Source organism: Acidovorax sp. 69 (genome assembly GCF_002797445.1).
Classification (GTDB): domain Bacteria; phylum Pseudomonadota; class Gammaproteobacteria; order Burkholderiales; family Burkholderiaceae_C; genus Acidovorax.
On sequence record NZ_PGEP01000001.1, the window covers coordinates 4,130,291 to 4,146,977 of the forward strand.

A 16,687-nucleotide genomic window follows, 5' to 3' on the forward strand; every position below is an offset into this window, starting at 1 on the left:
ACGGGGCCGGTCCACCTTTTTGTGCCCAGGGCGCCTGCCACCGCCTCCCGCGCCCGGACGGCACCCTGGCCCGGGGGCCACGCGGCCGACAACCCCGTAGCACCGAGCCGGTTGCACTTGAAAACCCGGGGCCACACTGTGCGACGATGAAACCGGCCGCGCCCATTCGCACCAACGGCCCCCCGTCAACCACGGGCCCCAAGGACCAGACCATGCTTCGCATCACCATCGCCCAACTCAACCTCACCGTCGGTGACATCGAAGGCAACGTGGCCCGCATGGTGGCGGCCGCGCAGCAGGCCGCACGCGAGCAGGCCAACCTCATCGTGTTCAGCGAGCTGTCGCTGTGCGGCTACTACCCCGGTGACCTGCTGGAGGAAACCGCATTCCAGGAACGCATCGCCGCAGGCATTGCCACGCTGCAGAAGGCATCCGCCGCACTGCCGCAACTGCACTGGGTGGTGGGTGCGCCCACGCCCACCAGCGGCCCGGGCAAAAAACTTCACAACAGCCTGCTGGTACTGCAAGGCGGTGCGGTACGCCTGCAATACGCCAAGCAGCTGCTGCCCACCTACAACATCTTCGACGAGCGCCGCCATTTCGAGCCCGGCCCCGATGTGGCCAAGGTGCTGCGCATCGGCAACGCGCAAGTGGGCCTGCTGATCTGCGAAGACGGCTGGAACGACCACGGTGCCGACTACGCCACCAACCCCTTCGAGCGCATGCGCGACGCCGCGCCCGACCTGGTCGTCAGCATCAACGCCAGCCCCAGCCACACCGGCAAACGCGAACAGCGCCACCAAATCTTTGGCGACGCCGCCCGCCGCCACGGCCTGCCCATCCTGTATGTGAACCAGATCGGCGGGCACGACCAGCTCGTGTACGACGGTGCATCGTTTGCGGCCGAGCCCGAGGCAGGCATCGTCTTTGAAGCCCAGCGGTTTGTGGAAGACGTGCGCACCCTGCAGTTTGACAATGGCCACTTCCGCATGGCCGATGGCGCAGCGCCTGCCCAGGTGCCCGCACAGGGCCTGCCCACCATGGACTTCTACCGCCAGCAGATGGTGCTGGGCTTGCGCGACTACGCACGGCGCTGCGGCTTTACGCAGGTGGTGGTCGGCAGCTCGGGCGGCATCGACAGCGCGCTCACGCTCGCACTGGCGGTGGAGGCGCTGGGTGCCGACAACGTGGTGGGGATCACCATGCCCTCGCGCTATTCCAGCAGCGGCTCGGTCGATGATTCGGTGGCGCTGTGCCACAACCTGGGGGTAAAACTGCGCACCCATCCCATTGCCGACTTGGTGGCAGGCTACGCCCAGCAGTTTGCAGCGAGCTTTGACAAGCCGCTGCAAGGCCTGCCGCTCGAAAACCTACAGGCGCGCGTTCGCGGCACGGTGCTGATGGAATACTCCAACGCCTTTGGCCACCTGCTGCTCACCACGGGCAACAAGTCCGAAATTTCAGTGGGCTACTGCACCCTGTATGGCGACACCAACGGCGGGCTGGGCCTGATTGGCGACCTCTACAAGACAGAGGTTTTTGCCCTCTCGCGCCACGTCAACGAACACACAGGGCGCGAGCTGATTCCGCAGGCCATCATCGACAAAGAGCCGTCCGCCGAACTGGCGCCCGACCAGCGCGATACAGACAGTTTGCCGCCGTATCCTGTGCTCGATGAAATCCTGAAGCTCCTGATTGAAGGCGACCGCCTTTCCGCCGCCGAACACGCCGCCGCCAAGGCATTTGTCGCGCAGCTATACACCGACGACGCTGGCCACGCCCTGGTGCAGCGCGTGCGCAGGATGGTGGCGCGCAACGAATACAAGCGCCGCCAGGCCCCGCCCATCGTGCGCGTGCGGGCCCGGGCCTTTGGCAGCGGGCGGCAGATGCCGATTGCAGCGCGGTATGTGTGAAACGGCTCCACGGTAAAATTACTACCAAAAAGATAGCTGCTAGCGCTTTATGGATAAGCGCTAGCAGCCAAAAACACTTCAAAATCACCCGACAACGATTGGAGACACATGGTCGACACTGCCATCTACATCGGGCGTTTTGAACCCGTGCACAGCGGCCACATGGCGCTGTTGCAGCGCGCGCTCGACAGCGCGCAGCAGGTCATCGTGGTGGTGGGCTCGGCCTGGCAGGCGCGCTCTCCCAAGAACCCTTTTACCTGGCAAGAGCGCGAAGCCATGCTGCGCGGCGCGCTGCCCGAGGCCGACCGCAGCCGCGTGAGGGTGCTGCCCATGCGCGACTACTACAACGAGGCCGTGTGGGTACAGGCCGTGCGCCAGGGCGTGGCACGCATGGCCCCACCCGGTGCGCGCATCGGCCTGGTGGGCCACTTCAAAGACGCCACCAGTGGCTACCTGAGCGCGTTCCCCGGCTGGGAGCTGATCCATGTAGAGCGCCAGGGCCCGATCGACGCCACCGCAATTCGCAACGCCTGGTTTGGAGCAAGCCCCGACACCGTACCGGCGGCCCTCGCCCCCCTGGCCAACCAGATGCCCGCCAGCACGCTGGCCACGCTGACCAACTTTGCGCAGACCCCGCAGTACCTGGCGCTGCAACAAGAATGGCAGATGCTTCGCGGATACCGCGAGGCCTGGGCCGCCGCACCCTACCCGCCCGTGTTCGTGACGGTCGATGCCGTGCTGGGCTGCCAGGACCATGTGTTGCTCATACGCCGCGCACACGCCCCCGGCAAAGGCCAGCTGGCCGTGCCCGGTGGTTTTATCGAACAGCGCGAAACGGTGTGGCAGTCATGCCTGCGCGAATTGACGGAAGAAACCCACTGCAATGTGCCGGAAACCACGATGCGCGCCGCGCTGCAATCGGTGGCCGTGTTCGACCACCCCGACCGCAGCCAGCGCGGTCGCACGCTGACGCACGCGCACTACTTCGATCTGGGGGACGCGCCGTTTCCGGTGGTGCAGGCCGACGACGATGCGGCGCTGGTACAGTGGACGCGCATTGACCAGCTTGCGGGTCTGGAAGAGGAGTTCTTTGAAGACCACTTCCACATGCTGGATCATTTCCTGGGGTTGACGGGCTCGGTCACGTCTAACGCATAGCCCGGGAAACGAAAAAGACAGGGCGAACCCTGCCTTTGCCAAGCCCTATCGTGGGCTCACGCCACCCGGAACTGCCCCACCGTCTGCGACAAAGTGACCGCCTGCTGGCTGAGCGACTGCGCGGCGGCCAAGGCTTCCTCCACCAAAGCCGCGTTCTGTTGCGTGCTCTGGTCCATCTGCGAGATGGCCTGGTTGACCTGGGCAATGCCGGCGCTTTGCTCGCCGCTGGCAGCGCTGATCTCGGCCACCATGGTGGTCACGCTTTTCACACCCGCCACCACCTCACTCATGGTGGCACCCGCCTGCTCCACGAGTTGCGTGCCCACACCCACCTTGGCGACGGAGTCGTCGATCAGCCCCTTGATCTCCTTGGCAGCGGCCGCGCTGCGTTGCGCCAAGCTGCGCACCTCGCTGGCCACCACGGCAAAACCACGGCCTTGTTCACCCGCACGCGCTGCTTCCACCGCAGCGTTCAGCGCCAGGATATTGGTCTGAAACGCAATGCCGTCGATGACGCTGATGATGTCCACGATCTTGCGCGATGACTGGTCGATGGAGCCCATGGTGCCCACCACCTGCTGCACCACATCGCCACCGCGCACAGCCATGTCGGATGCAGCACGCGCCAGTTCGTCGGCACGCTTGGCGTTGGCGGCGTTCTGCTGCACGGTCGAAGTCAGCTGCTCCATCGAGGCCGCCGTCTCCTGCAGTGCGCTGGCCTGCGATTCGGTGCGGGCCGACAGGTCGCCATTGCCCGCTGCGATTTCGGACGAGGCCGTGGTGATGGAGTCGGTGCTGTCGCGCACCTGTGTCACCAGGTGGGCCAGGTTGTCGCGCATGGCGCGGATGGCGTGCAGGATGCTGGTGGTGTCGCCGGGCAATGTCTGCACATCCACGGCCAGGTTGCCTTCAGCGATCTGCGTCACCACATCAGCCGCGTATTGGGGCTCGCCACCCAGCTGGTGCACCAGGGTGCGCAGCATCTTCCAGGCCATCAGCGCGATCACCAGCATCAGCGCCGCGCCGATGGACAGCAGGATCGCCGTGTTGCGCCAGAAGGCGTTTTCAATGTCGTCCACATAGTCGCCAAAGCCGATGATCCAGTCCCAGGGCTCGAACTTGATGATGGCGTAGAGCTTGTCCACGGGCTCCTTGGCACCGGGGCGCGTGCCGGGCGCGGTGACCATACCCACGGTCACGCCCTGCAGCGCGGCGCGATAGCGCACGCCCGCTTCCTTGCCGCCTTTTTCATCGACGATGCCGATGCGCTTGGGGTTGGGGTGCACATAGTTCACGTCGTTGGTGAAACCACGGACAAAGAAGTACTTGTCCTTGTCCACAAAACTGCCGATGGTGCGGGTCGCTTCCTTGATGGCGTCTTCGCGCGACAGGGTGCCGCTCTTTTCCTGCTCGTGCGCTTTTTGCGCAGCAGCATGGGCCAGCACCACCAGGTTGGAGAGCTGCGCCGTGCGCTCTTTCATCATCGACTGATAGAGCGTGGTGAGCGCCACGGCCGACAGCACCACCAGGCCCAGGAGTGTGGCAGCACACAGCCACAGGATGCGGGTTTTGAGTTTCATGGCCTGTCCTCTTCTCGGAATACGGAATTAAAAGTAACCAGAAGATACAACGAGGCCCATATCCTGTGGGCGCGATGGTCTAAATCGAAGGGCGCGCTGCCCCGTGTGGCCGCGCCCGATCAGGTGCCTGCGCGCTCCAGCATGGCGTGCAGCAGCACATTGCACCCCGCCTCGATGTGCTCAGGCTTGGCGTCCTCAATCTCGTTGTGGCTGATGCCATCCTTGCACGGAATGAAGATCATCCCGCTGGGCGCCAGCTTGGCCATGTACACCGCGTCGTGCCCCGCTCCCGACACCGCTGGCATGTGGCTGTATCCGAGCTTGGCCGCCGCGCGCCCCACTGCGTCCACGCAGCTCTCATGGAAGGCCTGCGCGGGGTAGCTGGACACCATTTCGACATGGATCTGTACGCCATGTTCCTTGCCCACCTGCTCGGCAAAGGTTTTGACTTCTGCAGCCATCTGGTCCACCAGCGCGTCGGTGCTGTTGCGCAGGTCGATGCTGAACTTGACCCGGCCCGGGATGACGTTGCGGCTGTTGGGGAACACTTGCACCATGCCCACGGTGCCGCGTCCGTGCGGCGGGTGGCGGTGGGCTGCTGCCACCACGTCTTGCATGATGCGTGTGGCGGCCAGCAGGGCGTCTTTGCGCAGCGCCATGGGCGTGGGGCCGGCGTGGGCTTCCATGCCGGTGACGGTGCAGTCGAACCAGCGGATACCCAAGACGCCACTGACCACGCCAATGGTCTTGTCGTTGTCTTCCAGCACCGGGCCTTGTTCGATGTGGGTTTCAAAGTAGGCGCCGATGGGGTGGTCGCCGGGCTCCTGGTCGCCGATGTAGCCGATGCGCTCCAACTCACCCTTCACCGTTTTGCCTTCGGTGTCGGTCGCAGCGTAGGCGTGCTCCAGCGTGAAGGCTTTGGCGAAGACGCCCGAGCCCATCATGACGGGAACAAAGCGCGATCCTTCTTCGTTGGTCCAGAAGGCCACTTCGATGGGGGCTTCGGTTTCGATGCTGTGGTCGTTGAGCGTGCGCACGACTTCGATGCCCGCCAGCACGCCGTAGTTGCCGTCGAACTTGCCGCCGGTGGGCTGGGTGTCGATGTGGCTGCCGGTCATGATGGGTGGCAGGTTGTTGTTGCGGCCGGGGCGGCGCATGAAGCCGTTGCCGATTTGGTCGATGGTGACGCTCATGCCAGCCTCGCGTGCCCAGCGGGTGACGAGGTCGCGACCTTGTTTGTCGAGGTCAGTGAGGGTCAGGCGGCACACGCCGCCCTTGGGCGTGGCGCCGATCTGGGCGAGCTCCATGAGCGATGACCACAGGCGGTCGCCGTTGATGCGCAGGTCTTCAATGTCGGGTTTGACGGGGGTTTCCATCGAGGCTCCAGAGAAATAGGTCAATCAGGGAAAAGCGGTCACGTTGCCCAGCGGATAAACAGGCTGCCGCAGGTTCTTAAACGGAAACAGCCGGTAGTCCGAACTGGTAACGCCCGGGCTGTCGCATTCGACCAGGCCCGCGGACAGCGGAACAAACACCGGACGGCAGTACATGCGCGACTTGAGCAACAGGTAGCGATATGCCGTGGGATCCAGACCCACACAGGAGAAAACCCCCAGGTCCCAAGGTTCGTGCGGCTGTTCGACCACCACGATCTGCGTGCCCCCTGCATCCAGCCAGACGGCACGGCCCATGGAACACCGCTGCCCCGTGTAGATGGGTCCGCTCACGGTGTAGCAGCCATCGCTGATGGCTCGCACGGTGCCCTGCACCAGCACAGGCTCCTTGGTGATGCCCAGCTGGGTCAACGCCACCTTGTTGCCCAGACGCACCGACACCTGGGCACCCACGCCCGCAGCGACGAGCTGCGCCACGGCCTCCGGGTCGGACAGCGGCCCGGTGGCGATATCCGTCAGGCCGTGCTGCCAGGCTGCCTGAAGCACATCCATGGTGTCGCAGGTCCCGCCCGACATGCAGTTGTCACTGTGATCCAGCAGCAGCACAGGCTTGTCTGCTCCTTGCGCCAGCGCACCGGCCCGTGCGAAGGCTTCACCCAATGACTCACTGGCATACACATAACCTTCGCGCTCGGCCCAGATCTGGCCAGCCACGCGGTCCAGGGCGGCAGCACACAGCGCCTCGCTGTCGGGTGTGCGCTCGACGGTGGCGACCACACTCATACAAGGCGCAGCGATGTCGGCGAGCGAAAAACCCGCAAAGATGGTCATGGCCGGCACACCCTTTTCCTCGGCCTGCCGTGCGGAGGCCACTGCCGCAGCCATGGCCCCGCCCAGCGTGGTACTGCGCAGCGTGTGGCTCAAGAGCGGCAGGGGCCGCCAGCGCACCAAATACTGGCGCCCTTCCTGCAGCATCTGCAAAACCAAGCGCGCGGCATGTTCGCCGGTCTCGTACATGTCCACATGCGGGTAGGTCTTGAACCCCACCATGACATCGGCGTTGTCGATCATCTTCTGGGTGATGTTGCCATGCAGGTCCAGTGCCACGCCCAAAGGCACGCCGGGGGCTGCAGCCCGCACGCGCGCGAGCAGATCGCCTTCACCGTCCGGGGTGTTCTGCGCCACCATGGCACCGTGCAGATCCAGCAGGATGGCATCACAGCCCGCAGCCGCCGCCACGATGCGATCGGTGAGCGCATCGTAGGCATCGGCAAACACGGGGCCGCTGGGGTTGGCCGTTGCGGAGACCGGCGTGACGCACTGCGCGCCCACGCGCTGCGCTGCGTCGATGAAAGCGGCCATCGCGGTGCGCATGCCTCTGTTGGCCAGGAAGGCTGCAGCGTCGTAGTCAGGCGCAAACGCCTGCAGGGGCGTCGGAACCGGTGAAAACGTGTTGGTCTCGTGGTTCAGACGTGCGATCAGAAACTTCATGGAATGCCCTTGGTTCAATGCTGCGTTGGCCTGCAATCTATCAAGCCAGGCCCACACCGAGGTAGCGGTCCTTGACTTCGTCATCGGCCAGAAAGGCTGTGTTGTCGGCGGTGTAAACAATGCGCCCCTGCTCCAGAATGCAGTGCCGGTCCGCCAGTTGGGTACAGACCTCCAGGTTCTGCTCGACCAGCAGGATGGCAACGCCTGCAGCCTTGATCGTCTTGAGCTGCGCCACGATCTCTTCCACGATGACCGGCGCCAACCCTTCCACGGGCTCGTCGAGCATCAGCAGCTTGGGATCGTTCATCAGAGCACGACCGATGGCCAGCATCTGCTGCTCGCCACCCGAAAGCTGCCCACCACCATTGCGCCGACGCTCCTTGAGCCGGGGGAAGATCCGGTATACATCCTCCAGCTGCCAGGGCGAACGCTGACGCAGGCCCAGCAGCAGGTTCTCTTCCACCGTCAGCAGTTTGAAGATACCCCGATGCTCAGGCACCAGGCACACGCCCTGCCGGGCAATGGCATGGGGCGGCAGGCCCTGCACCGGTTTACCGCCGAAGGCGACACGACCCTGGGTGGGCGCGACCACCCCGGCAATGCTCTTGAGCGTGGTGGTCTTGCCCGCACCATTGCGGCCCAGCAGCGTGACCAGTTCACCATCGCCCACCTGAAAACCCACACCCTGCAGCACGTGGCTCTTGCCATAGTGCGCGTGCACGTCGTCCACATCGAGAATCATGCTTTGCCTCCGGTGATCATGTTGCCCAGGTAGGCCGCGCGCACGCGGTCATCGCTGCGGATATCGTGCGGCATGCCCTCGGCAAGCACCCGGCCCAGCTGCATCACCGTGACGGTGTCCGAGATGTCCATCACGATGTTCATGTTGTGCTCAATCAGGACCACGGTGTGCTCATCGCGCAGGCTCTTGATCAGGCGCTTCATGTCGTCTAGGTCATCGATGCCCATGCCCGACGTGGGCTCGTCCAGAAAGATGGCCTTGGGTCGGGCGGCGAGGGCCATTCCGACCTCCAGGCGACGCTGCTGGCCGTGCGACAAGTTGCCTGCCGGGGTGTCGGCCAGACTCTCCAGCCCCACTTTGGCAAGCACAGACTCCACCACCTTCGACAGTGCCCGAGGCCCCACGGGCTCATGCCAAGGATTGAGGGCATGCACAGGTGCGACGCCCTGTGCGCCCAAGCGCAGGTTCTCACGCACCGGCAGGCTCAGAAACAAGCTGGTCACCTGAAACGACCGCGCAATGCCGCGCTGCACACGCCGGTGGTCGGGCTCGTGCGTGACATCCTGGCCATCAAACAGGATGCGCCCACCGCTCACCGTCTTGGTCCCTGTGAGCATATGGAACAGAGTGGTCTTGCCGGCCCCGTTGGGCCCGATCACCGAATGCACCGTGTTCGCACGCACCCGCAGGCTCACGCCCCCCAGTGCGGCGAACTTGCCATAGTGTTTCTCGACATCAATGGCTTCCAGGAGGATGGGTGCCTTGGGGCTCATGCCTTTTCTCCTTTGGCGGTCACTTCAACCATCGATGGCGCCGCTGGCTTCCGATGGCCCTGCAACTTGTTCCAGATCGTTTCACCCAGGCCCCACAGCCCCCGTTGCATCCACAGACTGACGGCCATCAAAACGATGCCCAACAACAACAGCCAGCGCGGCCACAGCTGCGACAACCAGTCAGCCAGCAACAGGTAAAACGCCGAACCGAGCAGCGAGGCAAACAGGTTGCCCGTGCCCCCGATCACAGTCATCACCAGGATCATCTCGCTCGTGTGGTATTCGGCGTTGGAGAGCGGCGCCAGGCCGGTCATCATGGCGTGTAGCGCTCCTGCCAGACCCGTGACAGCGCCCGAGATCACAAACGCCTGCAGCTTGAGCAACCGCAGGTTGTAGCCAATGGCCGCCGCGCGCTCTTCGTTGTCGCGCACGGCCAACAGGGTGCGTCCAAAGGTGGAGCGCGACACCTTGAACAACAGCCAGAACACCACCATGAAGATCACTGAGACAAAACCATAAAACTGCCAAGGCGACGCCAGCGTCCACACATCGACGCCGAAGATAGACAAATTGGGGCGAGGAATGTCCATCAGTCCGTTATCCCCCCCCGTCAGACCAGTGGTTGTGTAGGCGATGAAATAGAACATCTGCGCGAAGGCCAGAGTCAGCATCACGAAATACGTGCCCCGCTGGCGGATCGCTACCCAGCCCACCACTGCGGCGCCGAGCGCACCCATCACCGTGGCCAGCAACAGCGCCAGTGGCATGGGCACGGGCCAGCGCGTCAACATCAAGGCCACGGTATAGCTGCCCAAGCCAAAAAAAATGCCCTGGCCGAACGACAGCAGCCCTGTGAAGCCCAATAGCAGGTTGCAGCCCATGGCGGCCAGCCCAAAAATGAGCACCTCGCTGGCCAATGACCCCGACTGCATCATCAGCGGCATGACCGCCACCACCAGCGCCGCGAACAGGAAATGTGTGTACTTCTTCATGGGGTTCACTCCTTGCGGCCCAAAAGACCATGGGGGCGCAATAGCAGCACGGCCGCCATGGCGACATAGATCATCAGACGGGCACCTTCCGGCCACAGCGTGCTCATGACGCTTTGCACGATGCCGATCATCAGACCGCCCAGCAGCGCTCCGCTGAAGCTGCCCATGCCCCCCACCACCACTACAACAAAAGCCACCGCGAGGGCCTCGACCCCCATGAAGGGCTCAGCACCCCGGATCGGTGATGCCAGCACGCCAGCCAGCGCCGCCGTTGCCGCGCCCAAGCCAAACACGAGGCTGAAGATGCGCAGTACATTGATGCCAAGCAGCGAGACCATCTCGGTCGACTCGCTACCCGCCCGCACCGCACTGCCCAAACGCGTGCCCTCCAGCACCCACCACAACAACACCGCCAGCACCGCAGTGAAACCGATCACGAACAGGCGGTACTTGGGGTACACAAAGCTGCCCCACATCACCACACCCTGAAGCGCGTCAGGCACCGCCACACTGTCGCCCAGCGGGCCCCACTGCAGGATCACCAGCTCCTGCACCGCCAGGGCCAGGCCCACCGTCACCAAAATGTGAAACTCATGGTCCGTGGCGTATACGTGGCGCAGGATGAGCTTCTCCGTCGCCCAACCAATGCCACCGACCACCAGAGGCACCACTACCAGGGCCAGCCAGAAACTCATGCCCCAACGTGTCATCTGGTAGCAAAAATACGCCCCGATCAGATAAAAAGCGCCATGCGCGAAATTCACAAATCGCAGCAAGCCGAAGACGATGGACAGGCCCACCGCCAACAGGAAATACAGCATGCCAATGCCAATCCCGTTGATGACCTGTAGCAGGTAGATGTTCATAGAGTGCTCAGCCAGAAGACCACCAGCAGCCCCTTCCGGGGCCACTGTGGTTCACCAAAAGGAGCGCCCAGCACCTGTGCAGGGCCTGTCAGCCATGCAAGCGCTGTGCGGCGCCAGGGAAATCAGGTGCGTTTGCAGCCCGTCTGATCGATGGGCAGGAACGACTTACCCGAACTGAGAACGTCCACGTAGTCGTCCTTGTTCTTCATCTTGGCCTTGGCCTTGCCCTTGAGCAGGTAGTAGCTCTTGAGCACCTGGTGGTCTGCCTTGCGCACCTCCTCATCGCCCGTCAATCCCTGGTACCTGTGGCCCTCCAGCGAGGCAATCACAGCTTTCTGGTCCACCGAGCCTGCCTTGATGATCCCGTCAATCAGAAGCTTGGTGCAGATGTAGGAACCTGCCAGGCTGTAGTTGGGATTCATCTTGAGCTTGTCGTTTGTGCGTTTGACGAGATCCCGGTTGAGTTCGGAATCCACCGTGTGCCAATACTGGGCTCCAAAATAGATGCCGTCGCACAGATCGGCACCCAGCGATTCGAACTGCTCCAGCCCCGAAGCCCAGGCCACCAGGATCGTCATGTTCTTGTGCATGCCGAAGCTCACAGCCTGGCGCAGGGTGTCGGCACACTGCGCACCAAAGTTCAACAACAGCAGCACATCGGGCTTGGCAGCCATCGCATTGGTGATGTAACCACTGAACTCTTTTTCGGTCAGCGAGTGGTAGCTATTGCCAACGTGCTCAATGCCCTTTTCCTTGAAGATGTTCTTGGCGGCCGACAACAGGCCGTCGCCGAATACATACTGCGGCGTGATGGTGTACCAGCGTTTGGCCTTGGGCATCGAATCGATCAGTGGGCGCACAGTCTGCTCGATGGCACCAAACGTGGGCACCGACCAGCGGAAGGTCGCGGCATTGCAGTCAGACCCCGTGATTTCATCGGCTCCTGCGGTGGTCACGAACAGGCCACCAGCCTTCTCGGCCTCCTTGCCCATGGCCAGGGCTTCGCCCGACAGGATGCCTCCAGCAAAGAAACGTGCGCCTTGCTGCTGTGCAGCCTCTTGCACCTTGCGCACAGCAGTGGCAGGCTTGCCCTCGGTGTCCAGCAGGGTGTACGCCAGGGGGCGATTGAGGGCCTTGCCATATTGCTCGATGGCCAGCCGCATGCCCATGTCTGCAAATTTCCCGTTGGCCGCAAACGGGCCCGACATCGGCACAGGGCAACCGAACTGGATGGCGCCCGGGGTCTGTGCAAACGCACTGCGGGTCAGGCCGATGGAAGCGGAAAGTGCACTCAGTGCCGAGACTTGCAGAAGATGACGACGTTGCATGGAGGGCTCCAGTGAAGAGTAGTGGGAGATCAAGAGATGCCACCTCCATGGTGTGCAGGAAACCCCCTTCGCGGTCTTTCCAAATCTTTCATTTGGATTCATGCAAACAAAGGGTTAACCCGCCACACCGCCCCTGTGGGCACAGCCAAGCCAGGCGCACTCCCCACCGGGAGTGCTCCTCGATGAACCACTGGCCGGGGAATCAGTGCAACCGCTGGGTGTCTTGCGCCAACTGCGTCGTGGCAGTGAAGGCGTAACCGATCTGGTGCAGCGTCTTGACCGGCAGGGGCTCGGCGAACGCTTCGGCCGCCTTCTTGCGCAACCGGGTGAGCAGCAGGTTGAGTCGCTCGGCACCGTTCTGGGCACGGGCACCAAACAGATGGGTGCTGAGATCCCGCTTGGGCACCGGCTGGCCGTCAGCACGCATGAGCTGCTGTAGAAACATGAACTCGTGGGTGGTCAACTGCAGGCACCTGCCCTGGGGCGACGACAGCACCCATTCCTTGATCGCCAGCACCCAACATGCGGGTTGTGCGGCAGGCAAGGGGATAGTAGGCAGCGGCATGTCTGTGCCCACGCTCCCCCTGGGCAGCAGCCGGCTCGCGGTGGCGTCGATGTTGGCGGCCAGCTCCAGCAGGTTGACGGGTTTGACCAGATAACGGTCCGCCCCAGCGCGCATTCCTGCAAGCCGGTCGTCGAGCGAATCGCGGGCACTGAGAATGATCACCCCGACATCGGGCCTGGACTTGAGCAGCGACGCCACACTGAGCCCATCCTCACCGGGCAGGCCCAGGTCCAGGATCACGACATCGACGGGTTGAAAAGTAAACCCCTTGTAGAAAGCTTCGGCACTGCATGCCCCCCAAACGCTGTAGCCCGAGTCGAGCAGGAACTCCTCGATGCTGTGCAGTTGGTCGGAGTCATCCTCCACGATTGCGATGCTGGGCTTGAATTGGGTCATGTTGCGAATACCTCCGGCGTCCGTCCGGAATGCAACATTCAGGCCACCGGTGTCACTGTCAACGGAATGTCGATCACAAAACGCATGCCCCGGGGCTGGCGTGCACGCAGCCAAACAGCTCCACCATGCAGGTCGACAATGCGTTTTACCAAAGCTAGGCCCAGTCCGGCACCGGGTTTGCCCTCTGCCGAACGACCGCGGCGGTATTTCTCAAATACCAGCGCCTGTTCTTCGGGGGGGATACCAGGGCCCTCATCTTCGATCGCAAAGCGGCACAAGGCCCCTTCTCGGTGCACGCTCAAGGACACCGACATGCCGACCTCGGAATACTTGAACGCGTTGGAGAGCACGTTCATGAGCATCACGCGCAACAGTACCGGATCGCCGTTCAGTGCGGGTAGGTCTGGCTCCACGCTCAGGTGCAGCGGGTGCTCGGCAGACAGTTGCCCACCATTTTCGATCACCCACAAACACAACTCCCCCACATCAACGGGCGCAGGCTCCAGGGCGAAGTTGTGGCTATCGATACGATCCTGAGTGAGACAGTTATCAAAAAAATAGCTCAGCCGCGCGGAGCCCCGCAAAATGCGCAACGCCAGCGCCTGTTGCGCCGGAGCCTCCTTGGATCGCAACGAGAGCAACTGCCCCGCAGTATTGATCACCGCCAGCGGTGAACGCACCTCGTGCGACAGCATGGCGATGAAGTGGCGCTGGTCGGTCAGTGTCTGTTCAATGGAGGTCACCGCGCTTTCCAGCTCTTGCGTGCGTTGCGCCACCATCTGCTCCAAGTCCTCGGCATGCTCCTTCAAATGCCCAGCCATGTAACCCATGGAATCCGCCAGTGACCGCAGCTCGCGGATCGGACTCGACTTGGGCGCCTGGGCATTCCAGTCGGCCTGCGTCAGTCGGATTGCCCAGTCACTGAGCACCTGCAAAGGCCGCACCAAGCGGCTGGCCACGAACAGTGAAAACAGCACCGACGCAAGCATGACCGCCACGGTGGTGTAGATCGTGTTGCGCAACACCCCGCGCAAAGGTGTGTTGAACCGGCTCTCTGGGAGGATGATCGCCATGGTCAGTGCAGGACCACGGGGCAGGACATGCGTCCACCAGCGCGCCAGATGGCGCACGCCATCTACCTCCATAAACTGGTTGCCCTCAGGTTGACCGCTCTGCAGAATATGCTGTCCCAGTGAACTCATCACGGGATCGCCGCTTTGGTCGATGCGCATGCGATGCCCATCTGCAAGAGCCGTCACCCCTCCAGATGGATCGTGCGAGGACATGGCCAGCAGCTCCCCCGACGCCTCGGCCAAAAAGGCCCTCCCACCTGATTCTGAGGCCAGCGCCGCCAAAAATTCATTGAGTTGGGAGAGCGACACATCGGCGGTCACCACACCTATCAATTGGCCATCGCGCGAACGCACCGGCGCGGAAATTCCCATTCCAATCGCAGCATAGGCTCCCTGTGCATCGTTGATCATGTAGCGGTAGGGGGCGTACCACGAGACCCCGTCGTTGGCGATCGCAGACTGATACCACGGACGATTTCTCGCATCAAAACCTACATCGCTGCGCGAGATCAACGTGGGCTGGCGGGTCACCGCGTCGACACGCAGCACCTCCATGGCTCGGCCATCGCTGATCCGGGCGCGCAGCATGCGCAGTGCGCGGTCATCACCCAGCGGCGGACGGCTGCCAGCGTAATACTGGCCGTCGGGCATGCCCATGGAGATGAAGGTGAGCTGGGGCTGCTGGTCGATCTGCAGCATGAACTGGCGCATCAACACATCGGGTTGCTGCACCATCAAGTGCCCTGCGCGCACCTGCTCGACGTTGAAGGCCACCACCCGCTGTGGAACGTCGAAGAACGACACCACCTTCTCACGCACACGGCCCGAAACCTCGTCAGCCAACTGCAGTGCAAACTCTTCCATGGCCACAACAGCTGAGCGATAAAACAGGCTGCCGCTGGCCAGTACGATGGGCAGCAAAACCGCCAGCAGTGCAAAGGTGAGGTAACTGCGCAGCGCAATGCGGCGAGCAAACATGAAGAAAACTGAGTGTGTGGGCGCTGTAGGTTTATGGCCCGAAACCTCCTCGAGGCTTCGGGCCATACGCACCGTATTCAATCACAGGCCAGCAAAGGCCGCCGGGGCAACACACACGTCGCCCGCCGTCCCCGCAGGGTTTAATCTCTTACACGGCCTCCGTCAGCACACCTTTGCCTGCTCCAGCATGGCGTGCAGCAGCACATTGCACCCCGCCTCGATGTGCTCAGGCTTGGCGTCCTCAATCTCGTTGTGGCTGATGCCATCCTTGCACGGAATGAAGATCATCCCGCTGGGCGCCAGCTTGGCCATGTACACCGCGTCGTGCCCCGCTCCCGACACCGCTGGCATGTGGCTGTATCCGAGCTTGGCCGCCGCGCGCCCCACTGCGTCCACGCAGCTCTCATGGAAGGCCTGCGCGGGGTAGCTGGACACCATTTCGACATGGATCTGTACGCCATGTTCCTTGCCCACCTGCTCGGCAAAGGTTTTGACTTCTGCAGCCATCTGGTCCACCAGCGCGTCGGTGCTGTTGCGCAGGTCGATGCTGAACTTGACCCGGCCCGGGATGACGTTGCGGCTGTTGGGGAACACTTGCACCATGCCCACGGTGCCGCGTCCGTGCGGCGGGTGGCGGTGGGCTGCTGCCACCACGTCTTGCATGATGCGTGTGGCGGCCAGCAGGGCGTCTTTGCGCAGCGCCATGGGCGTGGGGCCGGCGTGGGCTTCCATGCCGGTGACGGTGCAGTCGAACCAGCGGATACCCAAGACGCCACTGACCACGCCAATGGTCTTGTCGTTGTCTTCCAGCACCGGGCCTTGTTCGATGTGGGTTTCGAAGTAGGCGCCGATGGGGTGGTCGCCGGGCTCCTGGTCGCCGATGTAGCCGATGCGCTCCAGCTCGCCCTTGACGGTCTTGCCTTCGGTGTCGGTGGCGGCGTAGGCGTGCTCCAGCGTGAAGGCTTTGGCAAAGACGCCCGAGCCCATCATGACGGGAACAAAGCGCGATCCTTCTTCGTTGGTCCAGAAGGCCACTTCGATGGGGGCTTCGGTTTCGATGCTGTGGTCGTTGAGCGTGCGCACGACTTCGATGCCCGCCAGCACGCCGTAGTTGCCGTCGAACTTGCCGCCGGTGGGCTGGGTGTCGATGTGGCTGCCGGTCATGATGGGTGGCAGGTTGTTGTTGCGGCCGGGGCGGCGCATGAAGCCGTTGCCGATTTGGTCGATGGTGACGCTCATGCCAGCCTCGCGTGCCCAGCGGGTGACGAGGTCGCGGCCTTGTTTGTCGAGGTCGGTGAGGGTCAGGCGGCACACGCCGCCTTTGGGCGTGGCGCCGATCTGGGCGAGCTCCATGAGCGATGACCACAGGCGGTCGCCGTTGATGCACAGGTTCTCGATATCGGGTTTGACTTTGGTATCCATGGTGTTCTCCGTGTGC

13 protein-coding genes are annotated in these 16,687 nt (G+C 63.0%); 2 read left to right on the forward strand and 11 right to left on the reverse strand.

Features of this window, described 5'->3' with window-relative positions:
* The first annotated feature begins 212 nt into the window (after window positions 1–212).
* Together CLU85_RS19000 and CLU85_RS19005 are read left to right on the forward strand one after the other, a co-directional pair.
* Window positions 213–1,913: an NAD+ synthase gene (locus CLU85_RS19000; RefSeq protein ID WP_100412647.1), complete on the forward strand. Its 1,701-nt coding sequence runs from the start codon at window positions 213–215 to the stop codon at window positions 1,911–1,913.
* Window positions 1,914–2,021: 108 nt separating this feature from the next.
* On the forward strand, window positions 2,022–3,071 hold the full coding sequence (locus CLU85_RS19005; protein WP_100411635.1) for a bifunctional nicotinamide-nucleotide adenylyltransferase/Nudix hydroxylase: 1,050 nt from the start codon (window positions 2,022–2,024) through the stop codon (window positions 3,069–3,071).
* A gap of 56 nt (window positions 3,072–3,127) precedes the next feature.
* On the opposite strand, the gene CLU85_RS19010 is transcribed toward CLU85_RS19005, so the two are convergent.
* The 11 genes from CLU85_RS19010 to CLU85_RS19060 form a co-directional block, all read right to left on the reverse strand.
* Window positions 3,128–4,651 (reverse strand): methyl-accepting chemotaxis protein, encoded by a 1,524-nt coding sequence (locus tag CLU85_RS19010; RefSeq protein ID WP_100411636.1) that lies wholly within the window; start codon window positions 4,649–4,651, stop codon window positions 3,128–3,130.
* Between the two features lie 119 nt (window positions 4,652–4,770).
* Window positions 4,771–6,027, reverse strand: coding sequence for a Zn-dependent hydrolase (locus tag CLU85_RS19015; RefSeq protein WP_100411637.1), 1,257 nt, complete (start codon window positions 6,025–6,027; stop codon window positions 4,771–4,773).
* A 24-nt stretch (window positions 6,028–6,051) separates the two neighbouring features.
* Entirely contained in the window at window positions 6,052–7,536 is a 1,485-nt protein-coding gene (locus tag CLU85_RS19020) for a M81 family metallopeptidase (protein ID WP_100411638.1), read from the reverse strand.
* 40 nt (window positions 7,537–7,576) lie between these two features.
* On the reverse strand, window positions 7,577–8,278 hold the full coding sequence (locus tag CLU85_RS19025; RefSeq protein WP_100411639.1) for an ABC transporter ATP-binding protein: 702 nt from the start codon (window positions 8,276–8,278) through the stop codon (window positions 7,577–7,579).
* Window positions 8,275–9,051, reverse strand: coding sequence for an ABC transporter ATP-binding protein (locus CLU85_RS19030; RefSeq protein ID WP_100411640.1), 777 nt, complete (start codon window positions 9,049–9,051; stop codon window positions 8,275–8,277). The genes CLU85_RS19025 and CLU85_RS19030 overlap by 4 nt, the downstream gene beginning before the upstream one ends.
* The gene (locus tag CLU85_RS19035) at window positions 9,048–10,043 is read right to left on the reverse strand and encodes a branched-chain amino acid ABC transporter permease (protein ID WP_100411641.1); all 996 of its coding nucleotides are present in this window, start codon (window positions 10,041–10,043) and stop codon (window positions 9,048–9,050) included. The genes CLU85_RS19030 and CLU85_RS19035 overlap by 4 nt, the downstream gene beginning before the upstream one ends.
* A gap of 5 nt (window positions 10,044–10,048) precedes the next feature.
* Window positions 10,049–10,909: a branched-chain amino acid ABC transporter permease gene (locus tag CLU85_RS19040; protein ID WP_100411642.1), complete on the reverse strand. Its 861-nt coding sequence runs from the start codon at window positions 10,907–10,909 to the stop codon at window positions 10,049–10,051.
* A gap of 122 nt (window positions 10,910–11,031) precedes the next feature.
* Window positions 11,032–12,237 carry an ABC transporter substrate-binding protein gene (locus CLU85_RS19045; protein ID WP_100411643.1) on the reverse strand — a complete coding sequence of 402 codons (1,206 nt, stop codon included), beginning with the start codon at window positions 12,235–12,237 and terminating at the stop codon, window positions 11,032–11,034.
* A 202-nt stretch (window positions 12,238–12,439) separates the two neighbouring features.
* Complete coding sequence (locus CLU85_RS19050; protein ID WP_100411644.1) at window positions 12,440–13,198, reverse strand: response regulator transcription factor; 759 nt, start codon at window positions 13,196–13,198, stop codon at window positions 12,440–12,442.
* A 38-nt stretch (window positions 13,199–13,236) separates the two neighbouring features.
* The gene (locus CLU85_RS19055) at window positions 13,237–15,249 is read right to left on the reverse strand and encodes an ATP-binding protein (RefSeq protein WP_198509218.1); all 2,013 of its coding nucleotides are present in this window, start codon (window positions 15,247–15,249) and stop codon (window positions 13,237–13,239) included.
* Window positions 15,250–15,411: 162 nt separating this feature from the next.
* The gene (locus CLU85_RS19060) at window positions 15,412–16,671 is read right to left on the reverse strand and encodes a Zn-dependent hydrolase (RefSeq protein ID WP_100411646.1); all 1,260 of its coding nucleotides are present in this window, start codon (window positions 16,669–16,671) and stop codon (window positions 15,412–15,414) included.
* Window positions 16,672–16,687: the final 16 nt, after the last annotated feature.

Excerpts from the sequence above, each read along its gene's own strand:
- CLU85_RS19000 (WP_100412647.1), top strand. The coding sequence starts at position 213 with ATGCTTCGCATCACCATCGCCCAACTCAACCTCACCGTCGGTGACATC.
- CLU85_RS19005 (WP_100411635.1), top strand. The coding sequence starts at position 2,022 with ATGGTCGACACTGCCATCTACATCGGGCGTTTTGAACCCGTGCACAGC.
- CLU85_RS19010 (WP_100411636.1), bottom strand. The coding sequence starts at position 4,651 with ATGAAACTCAAAACCCGCATCCTGTGGCTGTGTGCTGCCACACTCCTG.
- CLU85_RS19015 (WP_100411637.1), bottom strand. The coding sequence starts at position 6,027 with ATGGAAACCCCCGTCAAACCCGACATTGAAGACCTGCGCATCAACGGC.
- CLU85_RS19020 (WP_100411638.1), bottom strand. The coding sequence starts at position 7,536 with ATGAAGTTTCTGATCGCACGTCTGAACCACGAGACCAACACGTTTTCA.
- CLU85_RS19025 (WP_100411639.1), bottom strand. The coding sequence starts at position 8,278 with ATGATTCTCGATGTGGACGACGTGCACGCGCACTATGGCAAGAGCCAC.
- CLU85_RS19030 (WP_100411640.1), bottom strand. The coding sequence starts at position 9,051 with ATGAGCCCCAAGGCACCCATCCTCCTGGAAGCCATTGATGTCGAGAAA.
- CLU85_RS19035 (WP_100411641.1), bottom strand. The coding sequence starts at position 10,043 with ATGAAGAAGTACACACATTTCCTGTTCGCGGCGCTGGTGGTGGCGGTC.
- CLU85_RS19040 (WP_100411642.1), bottom strand. The coding sequence starts at position 10,909 with ATGAACATCTACCTGCTACAGGTCATCAACGGGATTGGCATTGGCATG.
- CLU85_RS19045 (WP_100411643.1), bottom strand. The coding sequence starts at position 12,237 with ATGCAACGTCGTCATCTTCTGCAAGTCTCGGCACTGAGTGCACTTTCC.
- CLU85_RS19050 (WP_100411644.1), bottom strand. The coding sequence starts at position 13,198 with ATGACCCAATTCAAGCCCAGCATCGCAATCGTGGAGGATGACTCCGAC.
- CLU85_RS19055 (WP_198509218.1), bottom strand. The coding sequence starts at position 15,249 with ATGTTTGCTCGCCGCATTGCGCTGCGCAGTTACCTCACCTTTGCACTG.
- CLU85_RS19060 (WP_100411646.1), bottom strand. The coding sequence starts at position 16,671 with ATGGATACCAAAGTCAAACCCGATATCGAGAACCTGTGCATCAACGGC.